General features: G+C 62.7%; 14 protein-coding genes. 8 read left to right on the plus strand and 6 right to left on the minus strand.

Annotated elements, in window-relative coordinates; all coding sequences use genetic code 11:
- Positions 1 to 81 precede the first annotated feature (81 nt).
- A complete protein-coding gene (locus IFT98_RS04135) occupies positions 82 to 4,476 on the plus strand; it encodes an NEL-type E3 ubiquitin ligase domain-containing protein (RefSeq protein WP_192047203.1) in 4,395 nt (1,464 codons plus the stop codon).
- Between the two features lie 90 nt (positions 4,477 to 4,566).
- Positions 4,567 to 9,576, plus strand: coding sequence for a dermonecrotic toxin domain-containing protein (locus tag IFT98_RS04140; RefSeq protein WP_192047202.1), 5,010 nt, complete (start codon positions 4,567 to 4,569; stop codon positions 9,574 to 9,576).
- A 78-nt stretch (positions 9,577 to 9,654) separates the two neighbouring features.
- Here the strand turns inward: IFT98_RS04140 and IFT98_RS04145 are convergent, their stop codons facing one another.
- The 4 genes from IFT98_RS04145 to IFT98_RS04160 form a co-directional block, all read right to left on the minus strand.
- A complete protein-coding gene (locus tag IFT98_RS04145; protein ID WP_192047201.1) occupies positions 9,655 to 10,149 on the minus strand; it encodes a DUF934 domain-containing protein in 495 nt (164 codons plus the stop codon).
- The gene (locus tag IFT98_RS04150) at positions 10,133 to 11,791 is read right to left on the minus strand and encodes a nitrite/sulfite reductase (RefSeq protein WP_192047200.1); all 1,659 of its coding nucleotides are present in this window, start codon (positions 11,789 to 11,791) and stop codon (positions 10,133 to 10,135) included. The genes IFT98_RS04145 and IFT98_RS04150 overlap by 17 nt, the downstream gene beginning before the upstream one ends.
- Before the next feature lie 553 nt (positions 11,792 to 12,344).
- Positions 12,345 to 12,506, minus strand: a complete 162-nt coding sequence (locus tag IFT98_RS04155; protein ID WP_192047199.1) for a hypothetical protein — start codon at positions 12,504 to 12,506, stop codon at positions 12,345 to 12,347.
- A 13-nt stretch (positions 12,507 to 12,519) separates the two neighbouring features.
- Entirely contained in the window at positions 12,520 to 12,822 is a 303-nt protein-coding gene (locus IFT98_RS04160) for a DUF1883 domain-containing protein (RefSeq protein ID WP_122476881.1), read from the minus strand.
- Positions 12,823 to 12,971: 149 nt separating this feature from the next.
- Here IFT98_RS04160 and IFT98_RS04165 point away from each other — a divergent pair, with 149 nt between their 5' ends.
- Positions 12,972 to 13,322, plus strand: coding sequence for a hypothetical protein (locus IFT98_RS04165; RefSeq protein ID WP_192047198.1), 351 nt, complete (start codon positions 12,972 to 12,974; stop codon positions 13,320 to 13,322).
- A 7-nt stretch (positions 13,323 to 13,329) separates the two neighbouring features.
- Here IFT98_RS04165 and IFT98_RS04170 read toward each other — a convergent pair whose 3' ends face one another.
- The gene (locus tag IFT98_RS04170; RefSeq protein WP_240998717.1) at positions 13,330 to 13,620 is read right to left on the minus strand and encodes a hypothetical protein; all 291 of its coding nucleotides are present in this window, start codon (positions 13,618 to 13,620) and stop codon (positions 13,330 to 13,332) included.
- 260 nt (positions 13,621 to 13,880) lie between these two features.
- On the opposite strand from IFT98_RS04170, the gene galU reads away from it, so the two are divergent.
- Together galU and gorA are read left to right on the plus strand one after the other, a co-directional pair.
- Positions 13,881 to 14,723: a UTP--glucose-1-phosphate uridylyltransferase GalU gene (galU, locus tag IFT98_RS04175; RefSeq protein WP_122476885.1), complete on the plus strand. Its 843-nt coding sequence runs from the start codon at positions 13,881 to 13,883 to the stop codon at positions 14,721 to 14,723.
- A gap of 104 nt (positions 14,724 to 14,827) precedes the next feature.
- Positions 14,828 to 16,186, plus strand: a complete 1,359-nt coding sequence (gorA, locus tag IFT98_RS04180; RefSeq protein ID WP_192047197.1) for a glutathione-disulfide reductase — start codon at positions 14,828 to 14,830, stop codon at positions 16,184 to 16,186.
- A 16-nt stretch (positions 16,187 to 16,202) separates the two neighbouring features.
- On the opposite strand, the gene IFT98_RS04185 is transcribed toward gorA, so the two are convergent.
- Positions 16,203 to 16,847: a response regulator gene (locus IFT98_RS04185; RefSeq protein WP_192047196.1), complete on the minus strand. Its 645-nt coding sequence runs from the start codon at positions 16,845 to 16,847 to the stop codon at positions 16,203 to 16,205.
- A 270-nt stretch (positions 16,848 to 17,117) separates the two neighbouring features.
- Between IFT98_RS04185 and ahpC the strand changes: the two genes are divergently transcribed.
- From ahpC to IFT98_RS04200, 3 genes are all read left to right on the plus strand, one after another.
- Positions 17,118 to 17,681: an alkyl hydroperoxide reductase subunit C gene (ahpC, locus tag IFT98_RS04190; RefSeq protein ID WP_192047195.1), complete on the plus strand. Its 564-nt coding sequence runs from the start codon at positions 17,118 to 17,120 to the stop codon at positions 17,679 to 17,681.
- Between the two features lie 239 nt (positions 17,682 to 17,920).
- Positions 17,921 to 19,483: an alkyl hydroperoxide reductase subunit F gene (gene ahpF / locus IFT98_RS04195; protein ID WP_192047194.1), complete on the plus strand. Its 1,563-nt coding sequence runs from the start codon at positions 17,921 to 17,923 to the stop codon at positions 19,481 to 19,483.
- A gap of 361 nt (positions 19,484 to 19,844) precedes the next feature.
- Positions 19,845 to 20,210, plus strand: a complete 366-nt coding sequence (locus IFT98_RS04200; RefSeq protein ID WP_192047193.1) for a histone-like nucleoid-structuring protein, MvaT/MvaU family — start codon at positions 19,845 to 19,847, stop codon at positions 20,208 to 20,210.
- The last annotated feature ends 238 nt before the right edge of the window (positions 20,211 to 20,448 follow it).

The raw sequence follows: 20,448 nt of genomic DNA on the forward strand, positions 1-20,448 counted from the left end.
AGCACCGGGCGCTTCGGGCGCCTTGTTCCACTGGGCAATCTGCGGCATGTCGCCGTGGATTGCCTGGATTGGAGCGTACTTTTGGTTACCCCAGCACTCTTCCCACACGTCAGCGACACCCCCGCCCATTTCGCCGTTATCGCCAGTCATGTTCCCGATTGGTTGCAGGCGGCCGATCCTCCGGCTATCCGTGCCTACCAAGACGCCTTGCGCCGCAGCCGCGCCAGCCAGGCGACGGCGCAGTACCTGGCCAGTGACTTTGTCGCCCCGGCCGATTTTGCCCGCTCCCGCCTGCAACAGGCATTCGACGCCGCGTTCGGTTCTGCGCAGGGTATCGATGTCACACGCGCCGAATGGGTCGAGTTCGACCGCGGCTCAGCCATCCTGGGCCGACCGCTCAACGTCCGTAGGCGCACTTTGCTGGAGGCCGCCATGGCCAATTTCAGCGAAGAGGAAGCGACCCCCAGCCACTTCACCAGCGATACGCTGCTGCTGCAGCCCGACGCCTTGCGTTTGAAGGTGAACGAGCAGGGACTGTGCTGGGGCTACAGCTGGCACTATCAGGTCAAGGACACAATCGCGGTGCAACCCCACCAATTCGCCAAGCTGTGCCGCGAACTGGATCTGGGCCAGGCTTACCAGCAACGCTTCAACGAAGTGTTCAGGCCCACGGCGATCCGCAGCCAGTGGGTCAAGGGTGCATTTCGCAGCAATATCCGCAGCGAACTGGCCGTGCAGGCGCAACAGGCGTTGTTGCAAGGTCATCTCGATGCACAGGCCTGCAAAGTGGTGCAGCAACTGATTGCGGACACGCCTGGCGTGGTGAAATGGGGTGGTCAGCCAGTGATGCTGTGCGATCTGCGCGGGCTGGTCACCTGGGTGCACGGCGGCACGGCGCTGCACGGGTTGATGTCTATCCAGACCAGCACCCAGTCAAGCGCGCCTTGTATCGTCTACATGCCCGGCGCTGCCGAGGGTGCACTCAAACAGTATCAAAGCTTCGATGCGTTCAGCTCCGAATTGCGCCTGCGGTTGCGTGACGGTGAGTTCCAGAGCTATTTCGCCGCATTCGTGGCCGAGCCCGAGCGGCGTGAGTTCTTCCTGCGGCTGAACGACACCTTGCGTCCGCAACGGCTGAGTTGGGGCGTAGCCCAAGGGCCAATGGACGATGCGGATGCCGATATCGGTTTACGCAGAACGGTCAACGCCGGGCCTCTGGTACCGATGCTGAACGAGGCGATGCTGGCCATGCGCGAGGCGGCGGCTCGCTACTCGATAGTTCCGACTGCCGATATCGACACGGCCGAGCGGCAGGCGCGGTGGATGCACTACCTGCAGCAAGGCGTGACGCTACTCAACGTTGCGGCATTGTCCGTACCGGCTCTGGGCGTGCTGATGGCGGCGGCAGGCACCGTTCAGTTGCTCGGTGAACTGTTCGTCGGCATGGACGACTGGACGCACGGGCAAACCGAAGAAGCGGCAGCGCACTTCTTCGATGTGGCCGCCAACCTTGCCTTGGTCGGAGCGACCGCTGCGGCCGGCGTAGCATTGGCGCGCAGTCCGTTCGTGGCCGGCATGCTGCCGGTCGTCGATCGGGCCGGACGTACCTGCTTGTGGCCAACGACCCTGGAAGCCTTCGCGGCCAGCGAACCGCTGCCGGAGACGGTACTGCCGAATGCGCAATGGCAATACGCGCAGGGTGGCAGTAACTACATCAAGCATGAGGGGCTGTTCTACCGACAGAGCTACGACGTCAAGACCGCCACTTGGTACATCGAACACCCTGCAGCCGACGTCGATTATCGGCTGGCCCTGACTCACAACGGCGAAGGCGCCTGGCGCGCCGACCACGAAGACCCGGGGCGGTGGACGGCCATCCAGGCGTTGCGCCGGTTCGGACCGGCGCTCGAGGGGCTGGACGATGCCGCGCTGCAACGGGTCCGTCAGGTCAGCGGGATCAGCGGGCGCCAGTTGCGCCAGCTGCATCGCTCCGGGAGCAAACTACCGGCGCTGATCAGGGCGTGCATCGATGACCTGCGCGCCGAACGAACAGTGCTGGCGCTGCCGGCGAACGAGCGCGTGGCCGCGCTGGCAAATCTGCGCAAGGTTGCGCCGGTACTGGCTGGCGATCACCCGGCGGCGCCGTTGCTCCGGGACTTTCCCGGCCTGCCGCAGGTGGTTGCCGAGGAACTCGCCGCAAGCGCCAATGACCGCGAGCGAACGCAGCTCGTTAGCGCGTCCCAGGTCCCGCTGCGCTTGGCCAGCCAGGCACGCTCGAGCCTGTGGGAGGTGCAGCTCAATCGCGCGATCCTCGGCTTGACGGGCGCGGGCAATGGACAAACCGTGGCACTGCGAAAAGGCCTGATGGCGGGCATGACCGAGCAGCAGCAGCGAACCCTCTTGCCTCGGAAACTCCTGGCCATGGCAGTCAGGGATCGACCACGGGCCGCGCGGCTCATTGGCCAGCGCCGCCCCACAACCTTCCTGGCGCCCGAACGCATGGCAGGAGACCGCTGGGGATATCGTCTGAGCGGCCGCGGCGGTCGTGGCGGCGAGGGCCGGAATGAGCTGGCGCAACCCACGCAGCCCCTCAGCGCTGCTCGGCAACAGGCACGCGTCGACGAAGGGCTTCGACTGGATGCCTCGCTTGGCCGCTGGGCACAGGAAAGCACCACCACACCCGGTGCCGACGGGCAAGCCATTGCGGTCGCCAGCGCAGACCGCGAACTGGCGCGCCAGCGCATCATGGCCGCCTGGCGGGGCGAGGCGCCCTTGGCGCAGGACGACGCCGGAGAAACGTTTCAGGTGCTCGACCTCTCGGAGTTGCGCATGGGCGCACTGCCCGTGCTGGAGGGCGACTTTTCCCGGGTTCGCTATCTGTCGTTGGAGCAATGCGGGCTCACGGAGCTGACCCCCGGGTTTCTGGAAATGTTTCCCCATCTGGAGTATCTGGAATTACAGAGCAATTACCTGACCCGTATCCCGCCGGGTGTCATGGCGTTGAGCGAACTGCAGATGATCGCGCTCGACGATAACCGTCTGCAGGCCTCGCCGACGATGTTCGATGAAGTGGCGTCATTGCCCAGCCTGCAAGCACTGGTGCTGCGTGACAACCCGATGCAGCTGCCCGAAGCCGCGGTGCAGCGCCTGGCCAACCTGTCCTCGCTGCGTTACCTGGCACTGGACAACACGGATGGCCAGGCCATGGCCGAGCACTTGCCCATCCTGGCCAGGCTGCCGAATCTGGAAAGCCTCTGGCTGGGGCGCAATGGCATGACCTTGACCCCTCAAGCCATGCAGGCCCTGGCCAGCCTGCGCAGCCTGGACTATCTGAACTTGTCGGGCAATCCGCTGGGCCCGCACCTGGACCTGAGCCTGCTGGAGGGCATTGGCGCCTTGGCCCTGCGCGACTGTCAGCTGCAGCAGTGGCCCAGTGGCTTGACGGCCTTGATGGATCGTCAGCCGATGCGCCTGCGCTGGGTCGAGCTGGACGACAACCCTATCGTCGAAATACCACCGCTGCATGCGCTGGCTTTTTTTCGCGGCGAACCTCGAGTGCCTCGCCCCTTGAGTCTGTCTTTCACACACTTGAACGCCGTTGCAGTCAGCCGCTTGCAGGCCGTAGGCGTGGTGTTCGACTACCTGCAGATTCTCACCCAATCGGCGGACGCCGAAGCTGCCGCACGGCTTGCCGGACTGCGTGCGATGCCGGGCAGCGAGCGCTTCGTGCAGATTCTGGGCAGGCTCAGCGATACGGCGGACTACCGCACGGTCCCGGTCAGTCTGGCCGAACGTGCCTGGAGGGTCATTGACGCGGCAGCGGCGTCACCCTCCCTGCGCGAACAACTGTTCGCCATTGCCCAGCGCCCGGAAACCTGCGGCGATCAGGTGATGGCCCTGTTTGCCGACCTGGAACGGCAACAGCTGTATCACCAGGCCGCCGACCCCGCCCTGGACGGCCCGCAGCGCAGTGGTCAATTGCTCGGCTTGTCACGCAGCCTGTACCGCCTGGACCGCGTCGACAGCCTGGCGCTGGCCGATGTGCGGGCCCGCGCTGCTGCGCGCGATATCGACGTGGACGAGATGGAAGAGGTCGAGGTGCTGCTGGCCTACCGGATTGGCCTGAGCGCACGGCTGGGTCTGTTGAACCAGCCCCATGGCATGCTGTTCGGGGCTATCGAGCCGGTGACGCCGGCGCAGCTCGACGCGGTGGCCAGCCAGGTGCTGCAACAGGAAAGCGATGCGACGCTGCTGGAGTGGCACATGAGCCAGGAGTACTGGCTCGATTACCTGCGCCGTGAACACCGGGTCCGGCTCGACGCCGCCCGAGCACCTTGGCTCGCGCGGCAAGCGCAGCTGCAGGAGCGCGACTACGACAGCACCTATGACGAAACGCTGGTCAGCCTGCAGGTCGAGCTGCAAGCCGCCGAGATGACGGTTCTGCGTGCGCTGACCCAGGAGGCCATGGCGCAGTAGACGCCTCGGGCGACTGCGGTGCATGGTTACCGCAGCCGCCTTGGGCATTGCTGGTTTTCTGGACGTTTCATGAAGCCAGGAAATCCAAGCATGTCTACCACCGATACTGCATTGCCGGGTCGCCACGATGCGTTCATTCGCGAGCGCATTCCTGCGTGGGTCACGGCCATCGGCACGACGCAACTGAACCAGTTGCAGCGAACGCTGGTGTCCGAACAATTCACCGCCGACGGCCCACAGCCCTGGTTCACCGCCGCGTCCAGCGAGCATCGCGAGGCCTTGCTGTCGGCCCAGGCCCTGCGCCAGCGCTGTCGTACCGAGCTGGGCCAGACGCTGGCCGGGTTCCGGAGTGTGATCGCTTTCGCCGAACCGATCCTCGTCGAAGCCATTCGCATGCGTTTCGGTACCACGTTGAATGTCCATGCCACCGATTTCGTTCGTATCCAGACGCGCGAGCACTTGCTGGGTCTGGACAACGATCACGTGCCGCAGCCTGAACAGCTGCTGATGGCCGCCCTGGGCAATTTCGTCGCCGATCCGGATTTTCATCCGCGCACAGTATTGGCGCCGTCAGGCAGCGTCAAAAAGACCGGACCGTTCCCGCAAGGACCTTTCACCAGCCGCTTCGAGTACCGCATCGACAACCCGTTGCCGATTGACGCTGGCCGGTTCGCAAGCCTGGTCCGCCAGCTGGATCTGGGTCGTCTTTACCAAACGCACCTGAGCGAGGTATTCGAGACCACGGCCACCCGGGCTGCGGTGGCAAGCGCGGTGGACGCTGCTCGCAGGGCCCAGCTGCGTGTGCTGGCCCATGTCGCCCGGATGAAGCAGCAGATCGACGAGCAGGGCTTCAGGGTGGTCGAAGGGGTGCTGGAAGGGCGCGCCGAGCGCTGGGCTGGAGGTCCGGTGCAGTGCTCGCGGCTGACCCTGCTTGGCTGCGCGCTGCACGATGTGGTCGTGATCGGCCCGGCGCGCGGTGCGGGCCAGGCGACGGCGGCCTCGCCGTGTCTGGTCTGGTTGCCCGGCGATCCGCACGCACCCCTCAGGCAGTACGCTTCATCGGCCGAGTTCGTCCAGGCGTTGGCCGCGGACTTGATCAAGCCCGACTATGCCCGCAGCTTCCTGGCGCGCATCGCCCAGGGTGAGCGCGCCGAGTTTCAGGCGCGCCTGGAGCGGCGGCTGTGGCGCAGCGAGAACGTCGACCGCGGGCGCAAGATAGCCGTGGTCAATGGCCGCCCCAATCTGGACATCGTCGAGGTCCTGGTGAAGGGCGAGCTGTTCGCCCACCTGCACGATCGCCACGTGGCCTGGCTCAAGGCCGAAGCGAAGGGGCTGGCGGTACCCACCGATCGGATCGACGCCGATCAACGTCAGGCGCGCTGGAGCGAATGGCTGGAGGAGGGCGTTTCGCTGATGAATCTGGCAGCGCTGTTCATTCCGGCACTGGGCGAGGTGATGGCGCCGGTCATTGCCCAGCAGCTGATCAGCGAGGTCTATCACGGTGTCGAGGCATGGGAAGATGGCCGCACCCATGAAGCCTTCGAACACTTCAAGGGCATCGTCGGCAACCTGGCGTTGGCCATGGTTGCCCACGGCGTTGCCGCGGATTTCGGCACGACCTACCGCAGTGACGGGGTGGTCGAAGAGATGCAGCCGGTGCGCTTGCCCGACAACAGCCAACGCCTGCTGCACCCGGATCTGCAGGGCTACCGGGCAGCGGACCTGCCCCCTGCTGTCGAGCCTGATGGCAACGGGGTCTACCGGTACCTGGGCAAGACCTTCATCAAGCTCGACGATCACATTCATGAGGTGCAACTGAACGCCGAACAGACCGAGGGCCATCTGCTTCACCCCAGCGCCTCCACCGCCTATCGCCCCAGCGTTCGGTCCAATGGCGCCGGCGCGTGGCAGCACGAATTCGAGCAGCCGTTGCAATGGCAAGGCGCCAGATTGATGCGGCGGTTCGGCACCATGACCGAGCGGCTCAGCGACCAGGACTTGCTGACCCTGGCCGAGCTGCATGCGGTGCCTGAGGATCGATTGCGTCGCCTGCATGTGGAACAGCGGCCCATGCCAGCGGCCCTGCACGAGGGTGTCGTGCGCTACCGCGCCCACCAGGACGTGGCAGCGCGCGCACCCCGGCAAAGTGCCCAGGGGGCTGTGGATGAAGAAGATGCGCGCCTGTGGGCCTCTTTGGTCGAGCGCCAGCGACCCACTGCCAGCGACGAGGCTCGGGTCCTGTGTCGTGATTTTCCAGCACTGCCAGTGCGAATCGCCAATGAAATCGGCGCACAGGTGAGTGACGCCGAGCGCACGCGCATACTCGACGCGCAACGCTTACCCCTGCGTGTGGCCGAGCAGGCCCGCGCCCGGTTGGCACAGTGGCGTGCGAGTCAGGCCTGTAGCGCGCTTTTTCTCGAAACCGGCGGCTCTGCGGACCGCGACACGCTGGTGCTTGGCCTGTTGCCCTGCCTGCCGGGATGGACAGGCAGGGTACGCATCGAACTGCGCAGCGGTGGCGTGGCCGGAGAAGTGACGGCGGCGGCGGGCGCTGAACTCGATAGCGAACTCAAATACATTGTCGCCCGCGACGGGCGTTACCGGGCCTTCGATGCGCACGACCAGGAGCTTGGGGGCTGGATGGATCTGTACAGCGCCATCTGTCGCGCATTGCCGGATACCGAACGCGCGGCACTGGATCTCACTACCAGCGCCGGTGAGGCGCTGCAGCAGCGCCTGATCGGCCAGGTCAGGGCCGACCGTACCCGCGTGTCGCAACTGCTCAAGCAGCGCCAGGTGCAGCCATGGTTCAAGTCGCCGCAACGCCACGCTGCAGGCATCGGCTACGCGCTCAGCGGGCGAGGGCAGCCAAGCTGGTTACAGAACCGGCGGTTGCGCAACCTCTACCCGGGCTTGTCGAAGACGAGTCTGCAGTTGCTGCGTGACTCCCTGGTACGGCCTGGCGAATCGTTTGAAATTGCACTCCAGCGCCTGGAGCAGGAACTGCAGGTATTGCAGCGCGAACTCAAGGCCTGGCGGCGCCGCGAGCCTGCGCAGGTGCGCCGGGAACAAGTGGCTCGGGATATCATCAGTGCCTGGCGCCGCGAGACCACCACGCTGGATCTCAGCGGACAGCCGGTGGGCGAGTTGCCTTTGATTGTCGCCGACTTCAGCCATGTGCGGCACCTGCGCATGGGCTTGATGGGGTTGCAGAGCGATCCGTCCTTCTTCCTGTCGGTCTTCCCCAATCTCCTGAGCCTGGATCTGACCAACAACGGGCTGACCAGCATCCCGACGCAGGTGCGCGCGTTGACCAAGCTCATGACGCTGGAGCTCGACGAGAACCGCCTGGCTCTCGCGCCCGACATGTTCGATGCATTGATCAGCCACCCGACCCAGACGGCACTGCGCTACCTGGGCCTGAAGCGCAGTTTCGTGACCCGAGTGGTCGCGGGGGAGGCAGTGGATAACGTGCTGCCTGCCGCGGCGATGCAAACGCTCGCTCGAATCCCTCACTTGCGAGCCTTGGATCTGGCGAGCAACGCGCTGACTCTGGACGACGCTGCCTGCGTGGCGTTGGGGCAATTGCGCGAACTGGAAACCTTGCGCCTGCAGCGCAATCACATTCGCCTGACCGAGGCGGGACGCAGCGCGCTGGCAGGCCTGACCCGCCTGCAGACCCTTGACCTGAATGGCAACCCGCTGGGACTGCCGCCGGTGGTCGAAAGGATGCTGTCGCTGCGCAACCTGGGTTTGAGCGGGACCGGTATCGATACCTGGCCGCCGGGCCTGACGCAGGTCTTCAATCGTCTACCCCAGGTGATCAGGATCGCCAACCTCAGCAGCAACGAGATCGTTCGCGTGCCTGTTCTGGAGCAGAGCGCCATGGCGCAGATCAATCTGAACCTGCTCAACCCGGGTCGTCCGGTGCTCAACCTGGACAACAATCCATTGTCGGAGCGCAGTCGCCAGCGCCTGCGTCGTGCGGGGCTGTTTCCGCGTCGGCGTTGGACCGGCGGGGCGGGCGCGCCGGCTCCGGCTGTGGCCGATCAGCGCTGGCTCGAAGGCTGTGATCCAGCGCTTGCGGCGCGCATCGCGGACGACCGCCGCAGTGAGGGGGCGGCTGCTTTCTATCGAATCATGGATCAGGTCACCCGCACGGCGGGATATGCCCGCCACGCCCGGCTGTACAAGCGGCGCATGTGGGCGATCATGGAGGCGCTGGTCCCGCCGACGGTGCTGGTCGAGGGCGATGGGCTGGGCGTGGTGGACCTGCGCCAGCAGCTCTTCGATCAGGCAACCTTGATCGAGAACACCTGCGGCGATGGTATCAGCGTAGTGATAGACGACTTCGAAACCCGAGTGTTGGCCTGGCAGGCCGCATCCACCGCTATCGACGGTGGGCCGGCGATGCTCAAGCCGTTGTCGAGGTTGAGTCGCCAGCTGTACAAGGCGGCGCTGGTGGATGAATACGCCGTGCGCATCACCCAGGCGCGTCTGGAACGGCGCGAGGCGCTGCTGGCCGGCGATCCTGCCCCCCCCCTGTTGCCTTACGACCAGCTCGGCGACCCGGTGTTGCGCGCCATCGCGCCGGACGAGGTAGAGATTCGCCTGCGATTGCGTGAGTTGTTGCAAAAACGTCTGGGCCTGCGGCAGCAACCCGAGACGCTGTACACCGAGCAGATCGGCTCAGCCGCCGTGGAGCATGTCGCCCGCGCCGTGCTGGAGCGCGCCACGGACGCCGGGCTGACCCATTGGCTGGTGGATCAGCCGTTCTGGCAGTTGTACCTGCACAAGGTGTACTCGGCGCGCCTCAAAGCGCTTTCGGAGTTCTGGGCCGAGGTTATCAATCACTTCGAGGAAGCCCTGGATGCGCACGGCGAATTCACCGACGAGGCGGCGCGGCTGACGCGTGTATTGCAGGAGCTGAAGACGTTGGCGCCCGATGTGGTATGGCAGACCGAGCAGGGGCGTGCTGCGAAAGTGGCACTGACTGAAAAGGCCACGCTGGACCTCTACGCAGTCATCGATCAGGCCCGTCGAAAGGCGTTGGACGTGCTCTACCGAGAGCTGACCGAGGCAGTGCTGGTCGGTTCATAGGAGGCAGCAAACGGCGCAATGGCAGGCTGTAACCGCCGCATTGGAACAGGCGCGGCGGTTACAGCCTGCAACGGCGACTCAGCGGCGACGGAACAGCGGCAGCGGTTCGTCGGTGGCGGCCTGGTAGCTCACGGAAAAGTCCTTGAGACTTTCCAGAGCTTCGTAGGGATCTTTGTCGGCGCGCAGGGCGAAGGCATCGAATCCGCAACGGTGCAGGTAGAACAGCTGGTCGCGCAGCACGTCGCCAATGGCGCGCAGCTCGCCTTTGAAGCCATAGCGGTCACGCAGCAGGCGGGCATTGGAGTAATTGCGCCCATCGGTGAAAGCCGGGAAATTCAAGGCGATGACCTGGAACTCGTTGGCCACCTCACCGATTTCCTCGGCTTCTTCGTCGCTGTCCAACCATACGCCCAGGCCACCGTCACGGGCCTTGAGCGCCGAACCGTGCTCGCGCCACAGGCTGAGGGGCACGATCAGGTCGTCACAGTTGCTGATGCCGTCGAACGAGGTGTCCTTGGGCAGCAGGTGCCAGGTTTCGTCGACGACTTCGTTGTTCTTAATGATTCGCTGCATAGACGCGCTCCTTGAAAGGGTCGATGCCGATTCGCTGATAGGTATCGATGAAACGCTCGTCTTCGGTGCGTTTTTCCACGTACACGTCGATCAGCTTTGAAATGACATCCGGCATGGCGTCCTGGGCGAACGACGGGCCGAGGATCTTGCCCAGGCTGGCGTCGCGGCTGGCGCTGCCACCCAGGGACACCTGGTAGAACTCCTCGCCTTTCTTGTCCACGCCAAGGATGCCGATATGGCCGACGTGGTGGTGACCGCAGGCGTTCATGCAACCGGAGATATTGAGGTCGAGCTCACCGATGTCGAACAGGTAGTCCAGGTCGTCGAAACGGCGCTGGATGGATTCGGCGATCGGAATCGACTTGGCGTTGGCCAGTGAGCAGAAATCACCGCCCGGGCAGCAGATGATGTCGGTCAGCAAGCCGATGTTCGGGGTTGCGAAACCGCCTTCGCGCAGCTCGTTCCAGAGGCTGAACAGCTGCGCCTGTTCGACGTCGGCCAGAATGATGTTCTGCTCGTGAGAGGTGCGCAACTGGCCGAAACTGTACTTGTCGGCCAGATCGGCGACGGCGTCCAGCTGCTTGTCGGTCAGGTCGCCTGGGGCCACCCCGGTGGGCTTGAGCGACAGGGTCACGGCCACGTAGCCGGGTTTCTTGTGCGCCAGGGTATTGCGCGAGCGCCAGCGGGCAAAACCCGGATGCTGGGTGTCCAGCTGGGCCAGGTCGGCGGCGAAGTCGGGCAGGGCCTTGTACTCAGGGTCGACGAAGTGCTTGGCCACGCGGTGCAGTTCGGCCTCGGTCAGCGTGGTGCTGCCGCCGCGCAAGTGCTGCATCTCGGCATCGACTTTCTGGGCGAAGACTTCCGGCGTCAGGGCCTTGACCAGAATCTTGATGCGGGCCTTGTACTTGTTGTCGCGACGGCCATAGCGGTTGTACACGCGCAGGATGGCATCGAGGTAGCTGAGCAGGTCCTGCCAGGGCAGGAACTCGTTGATGAACGCGCCTACGACCGGGGTGCGGCCCAGGCCGCCACCGACCAGTACGCGGAAGCCCAGCTCGCCGGCGTCGTTGTGCACCGGCTCAAGGCCAATGTCGTGCACTTCGATGGCTGCACGGTCGGTGCTGGCGCCATTGACGGCAATCTTGAACTTGCGCGGCAGGTAGGCGAATTCCGGGTGGAACGTGGTCCACTGGCGGACGATCTCGCACCACGGGCGTGGGTCGATCACTTCATCGGCGGCCACGCCGGCAAACTGGTCGGTGGTGACGTTGCGCAGGCAGTTGCCGCTGGTCTGGATCGCATGCATCTGCACGGTGGCCAGCTCGGCCAGGATGTCGGGGATGTCTTCCACGGCCGGCCAGTTGAACTGCACGTTCTGTCGCGTGCTGATGTGCGCGTAGCCCTTGTCGAAGTCGCGAGCGATCTTGGCCATCATGCGCGTCTGTCGCGATGTCAGCTGGCCATAGGGCACGGCGACGCGCAGCATCGGGGCAAAACGCTGGATGTAGAGGCCGTTCTGCAGGCGTAGCGGGCGAAATTCTTCTTCGCTCAGTTCGCCAGCCAGGTAGCGGCGGGTCTGATCTCGGAACTGCTTGACGCGGTCCTCGATGATCCGTTGATCGTACTCGTCATAAACGTACATAGTGATCCTGTTCTCAGGCTGTCTTGTCGCATCATCAGAAAAGCACGCGCACGGTCGCGGGCTCTCGACAGAGCCGACGGAAGATAACAGTTTGTAAATAGACGTAAAAGTGATGTTTGAGCATATGCACAGAACCAGAATGCATATGCCCCGTGGTACCTGGCACCCCTATGGGAGCGCTCACCCCGTAGGAGCGGTCATCGGCCGCGAAGGGCGCACCGCAGGGTGCCTGCGGGACCGCAGTGACCTTTTCGCGGCCAGTGACCGCTCCCACGGGTACCGCGATCACCCTTGTGGGAGCGGTCATCGGCCGCGAAGAGCGCACCGCGGGATGCCTGCGGGACCGCAGTGACCTTTTCGCGGCCACTGACCGCTCCTACGGGTATCGCGATTACCCTTGTGGGAGCGGTCATCGGCCGCGAAGGGCGCACCGCGGAGTGACCGCGGGACCGCAGTGATCTTTTCGCGGCCACTGACCGCTCCCACAGGTACCGCGATCACCCTTGTGGGAGCGGGCTCTGCCCGCGAAGGCCGCACCGCGGATCCAGGTGGATCAGAGGGCCTTGCTGACGTGAATGTCGCTGATATTCGCTGCATCTTCACCATGCAAGGCGACGAGGGCAGCATGTGCCTCTTCCAGGGAGCCGGTGGCCAGGTGGGCGAAGTCCCAGCGGCGCTGGCCGTCGAGGTTGTAGCGGATCACATACTTGATCATGGGCGCGCCTGCATCAGGTGAATTTCGAAGCCGTGCGGCGCACGATCTTGATCTTGTGGGTGAAACTGCTCTTGCGTGCCACGCTGGACAGCTTGGTGCCCGCAGTGTCGATGGTGATGTTCCAGAAACCGGTGCTCGGTGCGCTGATCTTGGCCGGGAAGGTATCGAACGCGCCGCCGTGGTAGGTATGTCGACCACCGTTCTTGAAGCTGCGGAAATTGGCATCGCTCATCAGGCGGATGTTGCAGAGCTGGGAGCACTCGATGACGACCAGGTCATCTTCATTGAGGTGCTCGCGCTGGTGAACGAATTTCATGGGCTCTCCACTGTTGCAGGTGCGCGAGTTACAGATGCGCGCAAAAGCGCAACGATATCATGCGCGTCGCGAGACGGATAAATTCTACCGATGCATGGAGCAAATTCATGACCTTGCGGTCACAGGGTATTTAATGACGGAGATGCATCATGAAGTGGGCCTGGTTGACGGCAGTGGTATTGCTCGGTGGTTGTGCCACCGTGACGGACATCGAGAAAAGCCCCGAGACCATGAGCGTGATTTCCGGCAAGACCCCCAAGGAGTATTCAACCTGCGTGGTCGCCCAACTGAGCGACAGCCGTGGGCCGTCGCTGATCGAGCAGAAGCATGACGGCTATCGGATCATCGTTCCGCAGAAACTCTCCAAGGATCCAGCCGCCGTGCTGATCGTCGACGATCGTTCCGGCGGCAGCAGCATCAAGGTGCACGAACGTCTGTCGAACGTGCCGCTGCGCCCGGCTGATGTGCGTCAGGCGGCCGAGAAATGCATTTCCGGCTGAGCCGTTTCTACTTGCACACCACCACAAGGCTGCGGGTCTGGTAATTGCCAAGGTCGGCATCCGCCAGCCCGACCTCGCCAGTGCGCCGCGGTACACCCTGCGTCGCGACCGTCTGATAGCCGGCGGGGCACTCCAGGCGGGCTTGTTCGTCGCACTTGTCCCAGGACATGGCTTGACCCGAGCAATCGATGTTCAAGCCCTGTTGGCCGTTCTTGAGAATGGTGGGCGAGGTGCTTGCGCATGCCGAAACGGCAAGCACGGCAAGGGAGGCCAGGGTGGTGCGCAGGAGGGTGCTCATCGGGCGGGATTCTTCAGGTAGACAAGGGGGCCGCTATGCGGTGGCGCAATGCTATACACTGGCAGGCGGCAAGGGTAGTTGTGCAAGGAAATTTTCCGTTGCTCGACCGGTGTAGCAATATTTACCTTGCAGTGGAACTATCTGCATCAGGATTTCTCTATCAACCAATCGGTTGGCCAGCGGCAGGCATTGTTAGGTAGTCGACGCCTGAACCCGACTGTGCCGTAACTCGTCAGCATTGCTCTTCTGTAAGGACTCACATGATCAAGAAATGCTTGTTTCCAGCGGCCGGCTACGGTACTCGCTTCCTGCCAGCGACCAAAGCAATGCCCAAGGAAATGCTGCCGATCGTCAACAAGCCACTGATCCAGTACGGCGTTGAAGAGGCCCTGGAAGCTGGCCTGAGCCAGATTTCCATCGTGACCGGTCGCGGCAAGCGCGCGATCGAAGACCACTTCGACATCAGCTACGAGCTGGAAACCCAGATCAAGGGCACCGAGAAGGAAAAGTACCTGGTCGGCATTCGCAAGCTGATCGACCAGTGCACCTTCTCCTACACCCGCCAGGTGCAGATGAAAGGCCTGGGCCACGCCATCCTCAGCGGTCGCCCGCTGATCGGCGACGAGGCGTTCGCCGTGGTACTGGCGGACGACATGTGCGTGAATCTGGACGGCGACGGTGTGCTGCAGCAGATGGTCAAGCTGTACAACCAGTTCCGCTGCTCGATCGTCGCCATCCAGGAAGTCGATCCCCAGGAAACCCACAAGTACGGTGTGATCGCCGGCGACATGATCCGTGAAGATATCTTTCGCGTGACCAGCATGGTTGAAAAGCCAAAGCCTGAAGATGCGCCGTCGAACCTGGCCATCATCGGCCGCTACATCCTGACCCCGGACATCTTCGACCTGATCGAACAGACCGAGCCAGGCAAGAGTGGCGAGATCCAGATCACCGATGCCCTGATGAAGCAGGCCCAGAACGGTTGCGTGCTGGCCTACAAGTTCAAGGGCGAGCGTTTCGACTGCGGCGGCGCCGAAGGCTACATCGACGCCACCAACTTCTGCTTCGAAAACTTCTACAAGACCGGCAAAGCGTTCATCTGACGCCCAATCGGTTAGCATGATCGACGCCGCTGCCCTCTGGACAGCGGCGTTCTTGTTTATGGCTACGGCCCGCGCGCGGGCCGTGCAGGTGCCAGGAGAGCAACATGAGCTATGACTTCGATTTATTCGTGATTGGCGCCGGTTCCGGCGGCGTGCGTGCGGCGCGCTTCGCCGCAGGGTTCGGCGCGAAAGTGGCAGTGGCTGAAAGCCGCTACCTGGGCGGCACCTGCGTCAATGTTGGCTGCGTACCCAAGAAGTTGCTGGTCTATGGCGCCCACTTCGCCCACGACTTCGAGCATGCCAGCGGTTTTGGCTGGAGCCTGGAAAAACCCTCGTTCGATTGGCCGACGCTGATTGCCAACAAGAACAAGGAGATCGAACGGCTCAACGGAATCTATCGCAACCTGTTGGTCAACAGCGGTGTGAAGCTGCTGGAAGGCCACGCACGCCTGCTGGATGCGCACACGGTCGAAGTGGATGGCCAGCGTTTCAGTGCCGAGCACATTCTGATAGCCACCGGTGGCTGGCCGCAGATTCCCGATGTGCCGGGTCGTGAGCATGCCATCACCTCGAACGAAGCGTTTTTCCTCGAGCAATTGCCCAAGCGGGTGATCGTGGTTGGCGGCGGCTACATTGCCGTCGAGTTCGCCGGGATCTTCAATGGCCTGGGCAGCGAAACCACGTTGCTCTATCGCGGCGAGATGTTCCTGCGTGGCTTCGACGGTGCGGTGCGCAAGCACTTGAGCGAAGAGCTGACCAAGCGCGGCATGAACCTGCAATTCAATTCCGATATTGCCCGCATCGACAAGCTCGACGACGGCAGCCTCAAGGTCATGCTCAAGGACGGTCGCGAGTTGGCGGCAGACTGCGTGTTCTACGCCACCGGGCGCCGGCCGATGCTGGACAACCTGGGCCTGGAGAATACCGGCGTGAAGCTGGACGACAAGGGTTTCATCCAGGTCGACGAGCAGTTCCAGACCACCGAGCCGTCGATTCTGGCGCTGGGCGACGTGATTGGCCGGGTACAGCTGACCCCGGTGGCGCTTGCCGAAGGCATGGCCGTGGCACGTCGCCTGTTCAAGCCCGAGCAGTATCGCCCGGTGGACTACAAGCACATTCCGACGGCGGTGTTCAGCCTGCCGAACATCGGTACCGTGGGCCTGACCGAAAAAGAGGCGCGCGAGCAGGGGCATTCGGTACAGATCTTCGAAAGCCGTTTCCGCCCCATGCAGTTCAGCCTGACCCACAGCCAGGAGCGCACCCTGATGAAGCTGGTGGTCGATGCAGATACCGACAAGGTGCTGGGTTGCCACATGGTTGGCCCTGACGCTGGCGAGATCGTTCAGGGCTTGGCGATTGCGCTCAAGGCGGGCGCGACCAAGCAGGTGTTCGATGAGACCATCGGCGTGCATCCTACCGCTGCCGAAGAGTTCGTGACCATGCGTACCCCGGTCGACGCCTGAGCCTGCGGCCTGCCGGTCAGTCCGGCAGGCCGACCACGGCAGCGTATTCCTGCAGCGCGGCGTCATGGCTGATGCCCAGTTTTTCCATGGCGCAGCGTTTCTGCCGGCTTATGGTTTTTTCGCTGCGCTGCAAACGCGCGGCAACGTCGCGTCCGCTCATGCCTCCCACCAGCAGCTTCAGCACTTCCAGCTCACGCGCCGACAGCCGTTCGTGGGCGCCGCGGTGTTCCACCTCATGTTCCGCCAGGCGCCGGGTGAAGCGTGCGCTGAGGTAGTGGTTGCCGCGCATCAGGCTGTAGGCAGCGGTGCTTAGATGACTCAGGCACTCCTGCTTGTCGTACAGACCCCGCGCGCCGCTGTCGAGAATGGCGCGCAGCACCATGGGATTGTCCAACGTGGTCAGCACCAGCACCGGCAGGCGTGGGTAGCGAAGACGTACCTGGCGCAGCAGAGCCAGGCCGTCGCCACCCTCGAGTTGAGGCATGCGGTAATCGGTAATCAACAGATCGCACGGCTGTTGCTGCAGCGATTCAAGCACTCGGTTGGCGTTTTCGGCCTCGCCGACCACGCTGAAGCGCGCGCGCGGTGCGCGCTCGAGGGCAATGCGCAGCCCGAGTCGAACGGCCGAGTGGTCGTCGGCCACGATGGTTTTTATAGTCACCTGGTTGGTCTCATCTGCGGAAGCGGGCCTCATGCTATCCGGCGGTTCCAAGCGTGGCTGTAGGTAGGTCGTGGGCACGACTGTGCGAAAAGTCGACAAAAAGCGGTGTCATTGCCCTGTGTTCATATTTCTTCTTTATTATGGGTAGCTTCGATAGGCAAAACCAATCGACAGCATCCAGTTTGCCAATGAGCTATCAATCGTACATCTGGTTAGGATGCTGCCTATCGAATTCAAACACGATTTCAACCCCCTGAAGGAGAGTCACCGATGCCGATCATCAACAGCCAAGTCAAACCATTCAACGCTACCGCTTACCACAATGGCGCTTTCGTGCCGGTCAGCGACGCCGATCTGAAAGGCAAGTGGTCTGTCGTATTCTTCTACCCGGCCGACTTCACCTTCGTCTGCCCAACCGAACTGGGCGACCTGGCCGACAACTACGAAGCCTTCAAGCAGCTGGGCGTGGAAATCTATGGCGTGTCGACCGACACCCACTTCACCCACAAAGCCTGGCACGACACTTCCGACACCATCGGCAAGATCCAGTACCCGCTGATCGGTGACCCGACTCACACCATCTCGAGGAATTTCGACGTGTTGATCGAGGCCGACGGTATCGCTGACCGCGGCACGTTCGTGATCAACCCGGAAGGCCAGATCAAGATCGTCGAACTCAACGACGGCGGCGTAGGCCGTGATGCATCCGAGCTGCTGCGCAAGGTGAAAGCGGCCCAGTACGTCGCCGCCCACCCAGGCGAAGTCTGCCCAGCCAAGTGGAAAGAAGGCGAAGCCACCCTGGCTCCATCGCTGGACCTGGTCGGCAAGATCTAAGCAGCTTCCCAAGCTGTTTCCCGCGGGCCACTGCCCGCGGGATTGCATCACCCCCGTAGGAGCGGTCATCGGCCGCGAAAATCCGCCGCGTTTTGCTTGTACGAACGCAGCGCCTGATTCGCGGCCACCGACCGCTCCTACGGTTGTTACCTTCTCCAAAAGCATCATCGCTCACGCAGGGTTTGACACCCTGGCGGGCAACTGTCGTCTTCGAAACACTCAAAACGGAAATCGCCCTCATGTTGGACGCCAATCTTAAAGCCCAGTTGAAAGCCTATCTGGAACGGGTCACCCAACCGATCGAGATCGTCGCGTCCCTTGATGACGGCGCGAAATCCGAGGAATTGCTTGGCCTGCTGCGCGACATCGACGCGCTGTCGGACAAGATCACGCTGCTCGACAACGGCAGCGATGCACGTCGACCATCGTTCTCCATCAATCGTCCTGGAGCGGACATCGGCCTGCGTTTTGCCGGTATCCCCATGGGTCACGAATTCACATCGCTGGTACTGGCGCTGCTGCAGGTTGGCGGCCATCCTTCCAAGGCCAGTGCCGAGGTCATCGAACAGATCGCTGCGTTGAAAGGCGAGTTTCTGTTCGAAAGCTATTTTTCCCTGTCATGCCAGAACTGCCCGGACGTGGTCCAGGCGCTGAACCTGATGGCGGTGCTCAACCCCAATATTCGTCACGTCGCCATCGACGGCGCGTTGTTCCAGGCTGAAGTGGAAGAGCGGCAGGTCATGGCCGTGCCAAGTGTCTACCTCAATGGCAAGAACTTTGGTCAGGGCCGCATGGGCCTGGAAGAAATCCTGGCGAAAATCGACACCAGCGCCAGTGATCGCCAGGCTGAAAAGCTCAACGCCAAGCAGGCGTTCGACATGCTGGTGATCGGCGGCGGGCCTGCCGGTGCGGCAGCTGCCATCTACGCTGCCCGCAAAGGCATCCGTACCGGTGTTGCCGCCGAACGTTTCGGCGGCCAGGTGCTGGACACCATGGCCATCGAGAACTTCATTTCCGTGCAGGAAACCGAAGGTCCCAAGTTGGCCGTGGCGCTGGAAGAGCACGTCAAGCAGTACGAAGTCGACATCATGAATCTGCAGCGCGCCGAGAAACTGATTCCTGGCAAGGACGGTGCGCCGCACGAAGTGATATTTGCCAGCGGTGCGTCCCTCAAGGCCAAGACGCTGATTCTGGCGACGGGTGCGCGCTGGCGTGAAATGAACGTGCCGGGTGAGCAGGAGTACCGCAACCGCGGCGTGGCCTACTGCCCGCACTGCGACGGTCCGTTGTTCAAAGGCAAGCGTGTGGCAGTGATCGGTGGTGGCAACTCCGGTGTGGAAGCCGCCATCGACCTGGCCGGTATCGTCGCCCATGTGACGCTGATCGAGTTCGACACCCAGCTGCGTGCCGACGCCGTGCTGCAGCGTAAGCTGCACAGCCTGCCCAACGTCAAGGTGATCACCAGCGCCCTGACCACCGAAGTGACCGGTGACGGCCAACGTGTCAACGGCCTGCGCTACAAGGATCGCCAGAGCAGCGAGCATCACGAAATCGCTCTGGAAGGCATCTTCGTGCAGATCGGTCTGCTGCCCAACACCGATTGGCTCAAAGGCACCATCGAGCTGTCGAACCGTGGCGAGATCATGGTCGATGCACGCGGCGAGACCGATCTGCCAGGCATCTTTGCCGCCGGTGACGTGACCACCGTGCCGTTCAAGCAGATCGTGATCGCGGTCGGCGAGGGTGCCAAGGCTTCGCTGGCAGCCTTCGATCACTTGATCCGCACTTCTGCGCCGGCCTGATCGGGCAACTGACGCGGCTTGCGCCGCTGCTACAGGGTACCGCTTGACCGACGCGGCTTGCGCCGCTGCTACAGGGTAACGCTTGACTGACGCGGCTTGCGCCGCTGCTACAGGTATTCCCCTGTAGCAGCGGTGCAAGCCGCGTCGCTTTTTAAAATATCAAACACTCTGCCTCGATCCCTCCTGCGCGCCCAATCTTCCAGACAAACTTCAAGTAACTAAAGAAGTTGCCGTCATCACTGTTACGTCATTTACGTCTCTGCGAAGTTGCACTATCGTGTGCAAGCAAACGTGGCATCTGCAAGAGAGCCCGGCTCGAAAAAGGGCAGGGCGCCATCAGGTTCTGTCCGGAGTAGAGACATTGTCAAGACTCGCTGAATACCGTGCCGCCGAAAAGGCATTGCAAGAACAACTCGCCCAGCTCGAAACAATGAAGAACGACGCGGGGTTGAAGAAGGAAATCGAGTTCGAGAAAAAGCTTCTGGGTTTGATGAAAACCTATGAAAAGGGCCTGCGCGACATTGTCGCCATTCTCGATCCACAAACCCCATCCGCCAGGGCGCCAGCCCCCGCGCCCAAGCAGCAGCGCCGGGCACGGGTGGTCAAGGTGTACGAGAACCCGCACACCGGCGAGCGTATCGAAACCAAGGGTGGCAATCACCACGGCCTCAAAGCCTGGAAACAGGAACACGGCGCCAGCACCGTAGACGGCTGGTTGCTTCGCTGAGTGAATTCGATGAAAAACGCGGAGTGACTGCTCACGTTTTCACATCCTTTTCACAGCCACTGTTCCATTATGAAATCCGCTGATGGAACAGCGCCCCAAATGCCCGCTTCGGCGGGCTTCTTATTGCCTGCGTTTCAAGATTATCTTCCTCGTAACACTCTCCGCGACACTCTCCGCGTCTCATCGTCGCGCATTCAAAGCGTCGTCGCGTTTGGCATCGTCCATTACGTTCCGTATC

This window comes from Pseudomonas sp. CFBP 8770 (assembly GCF_014841705.1).
GTDB lineage: Bacteria > Pseudomonadota > Gammaproteobacteria > Pseudomonadales > Pseudomonadaceae > Aquipseudomonas.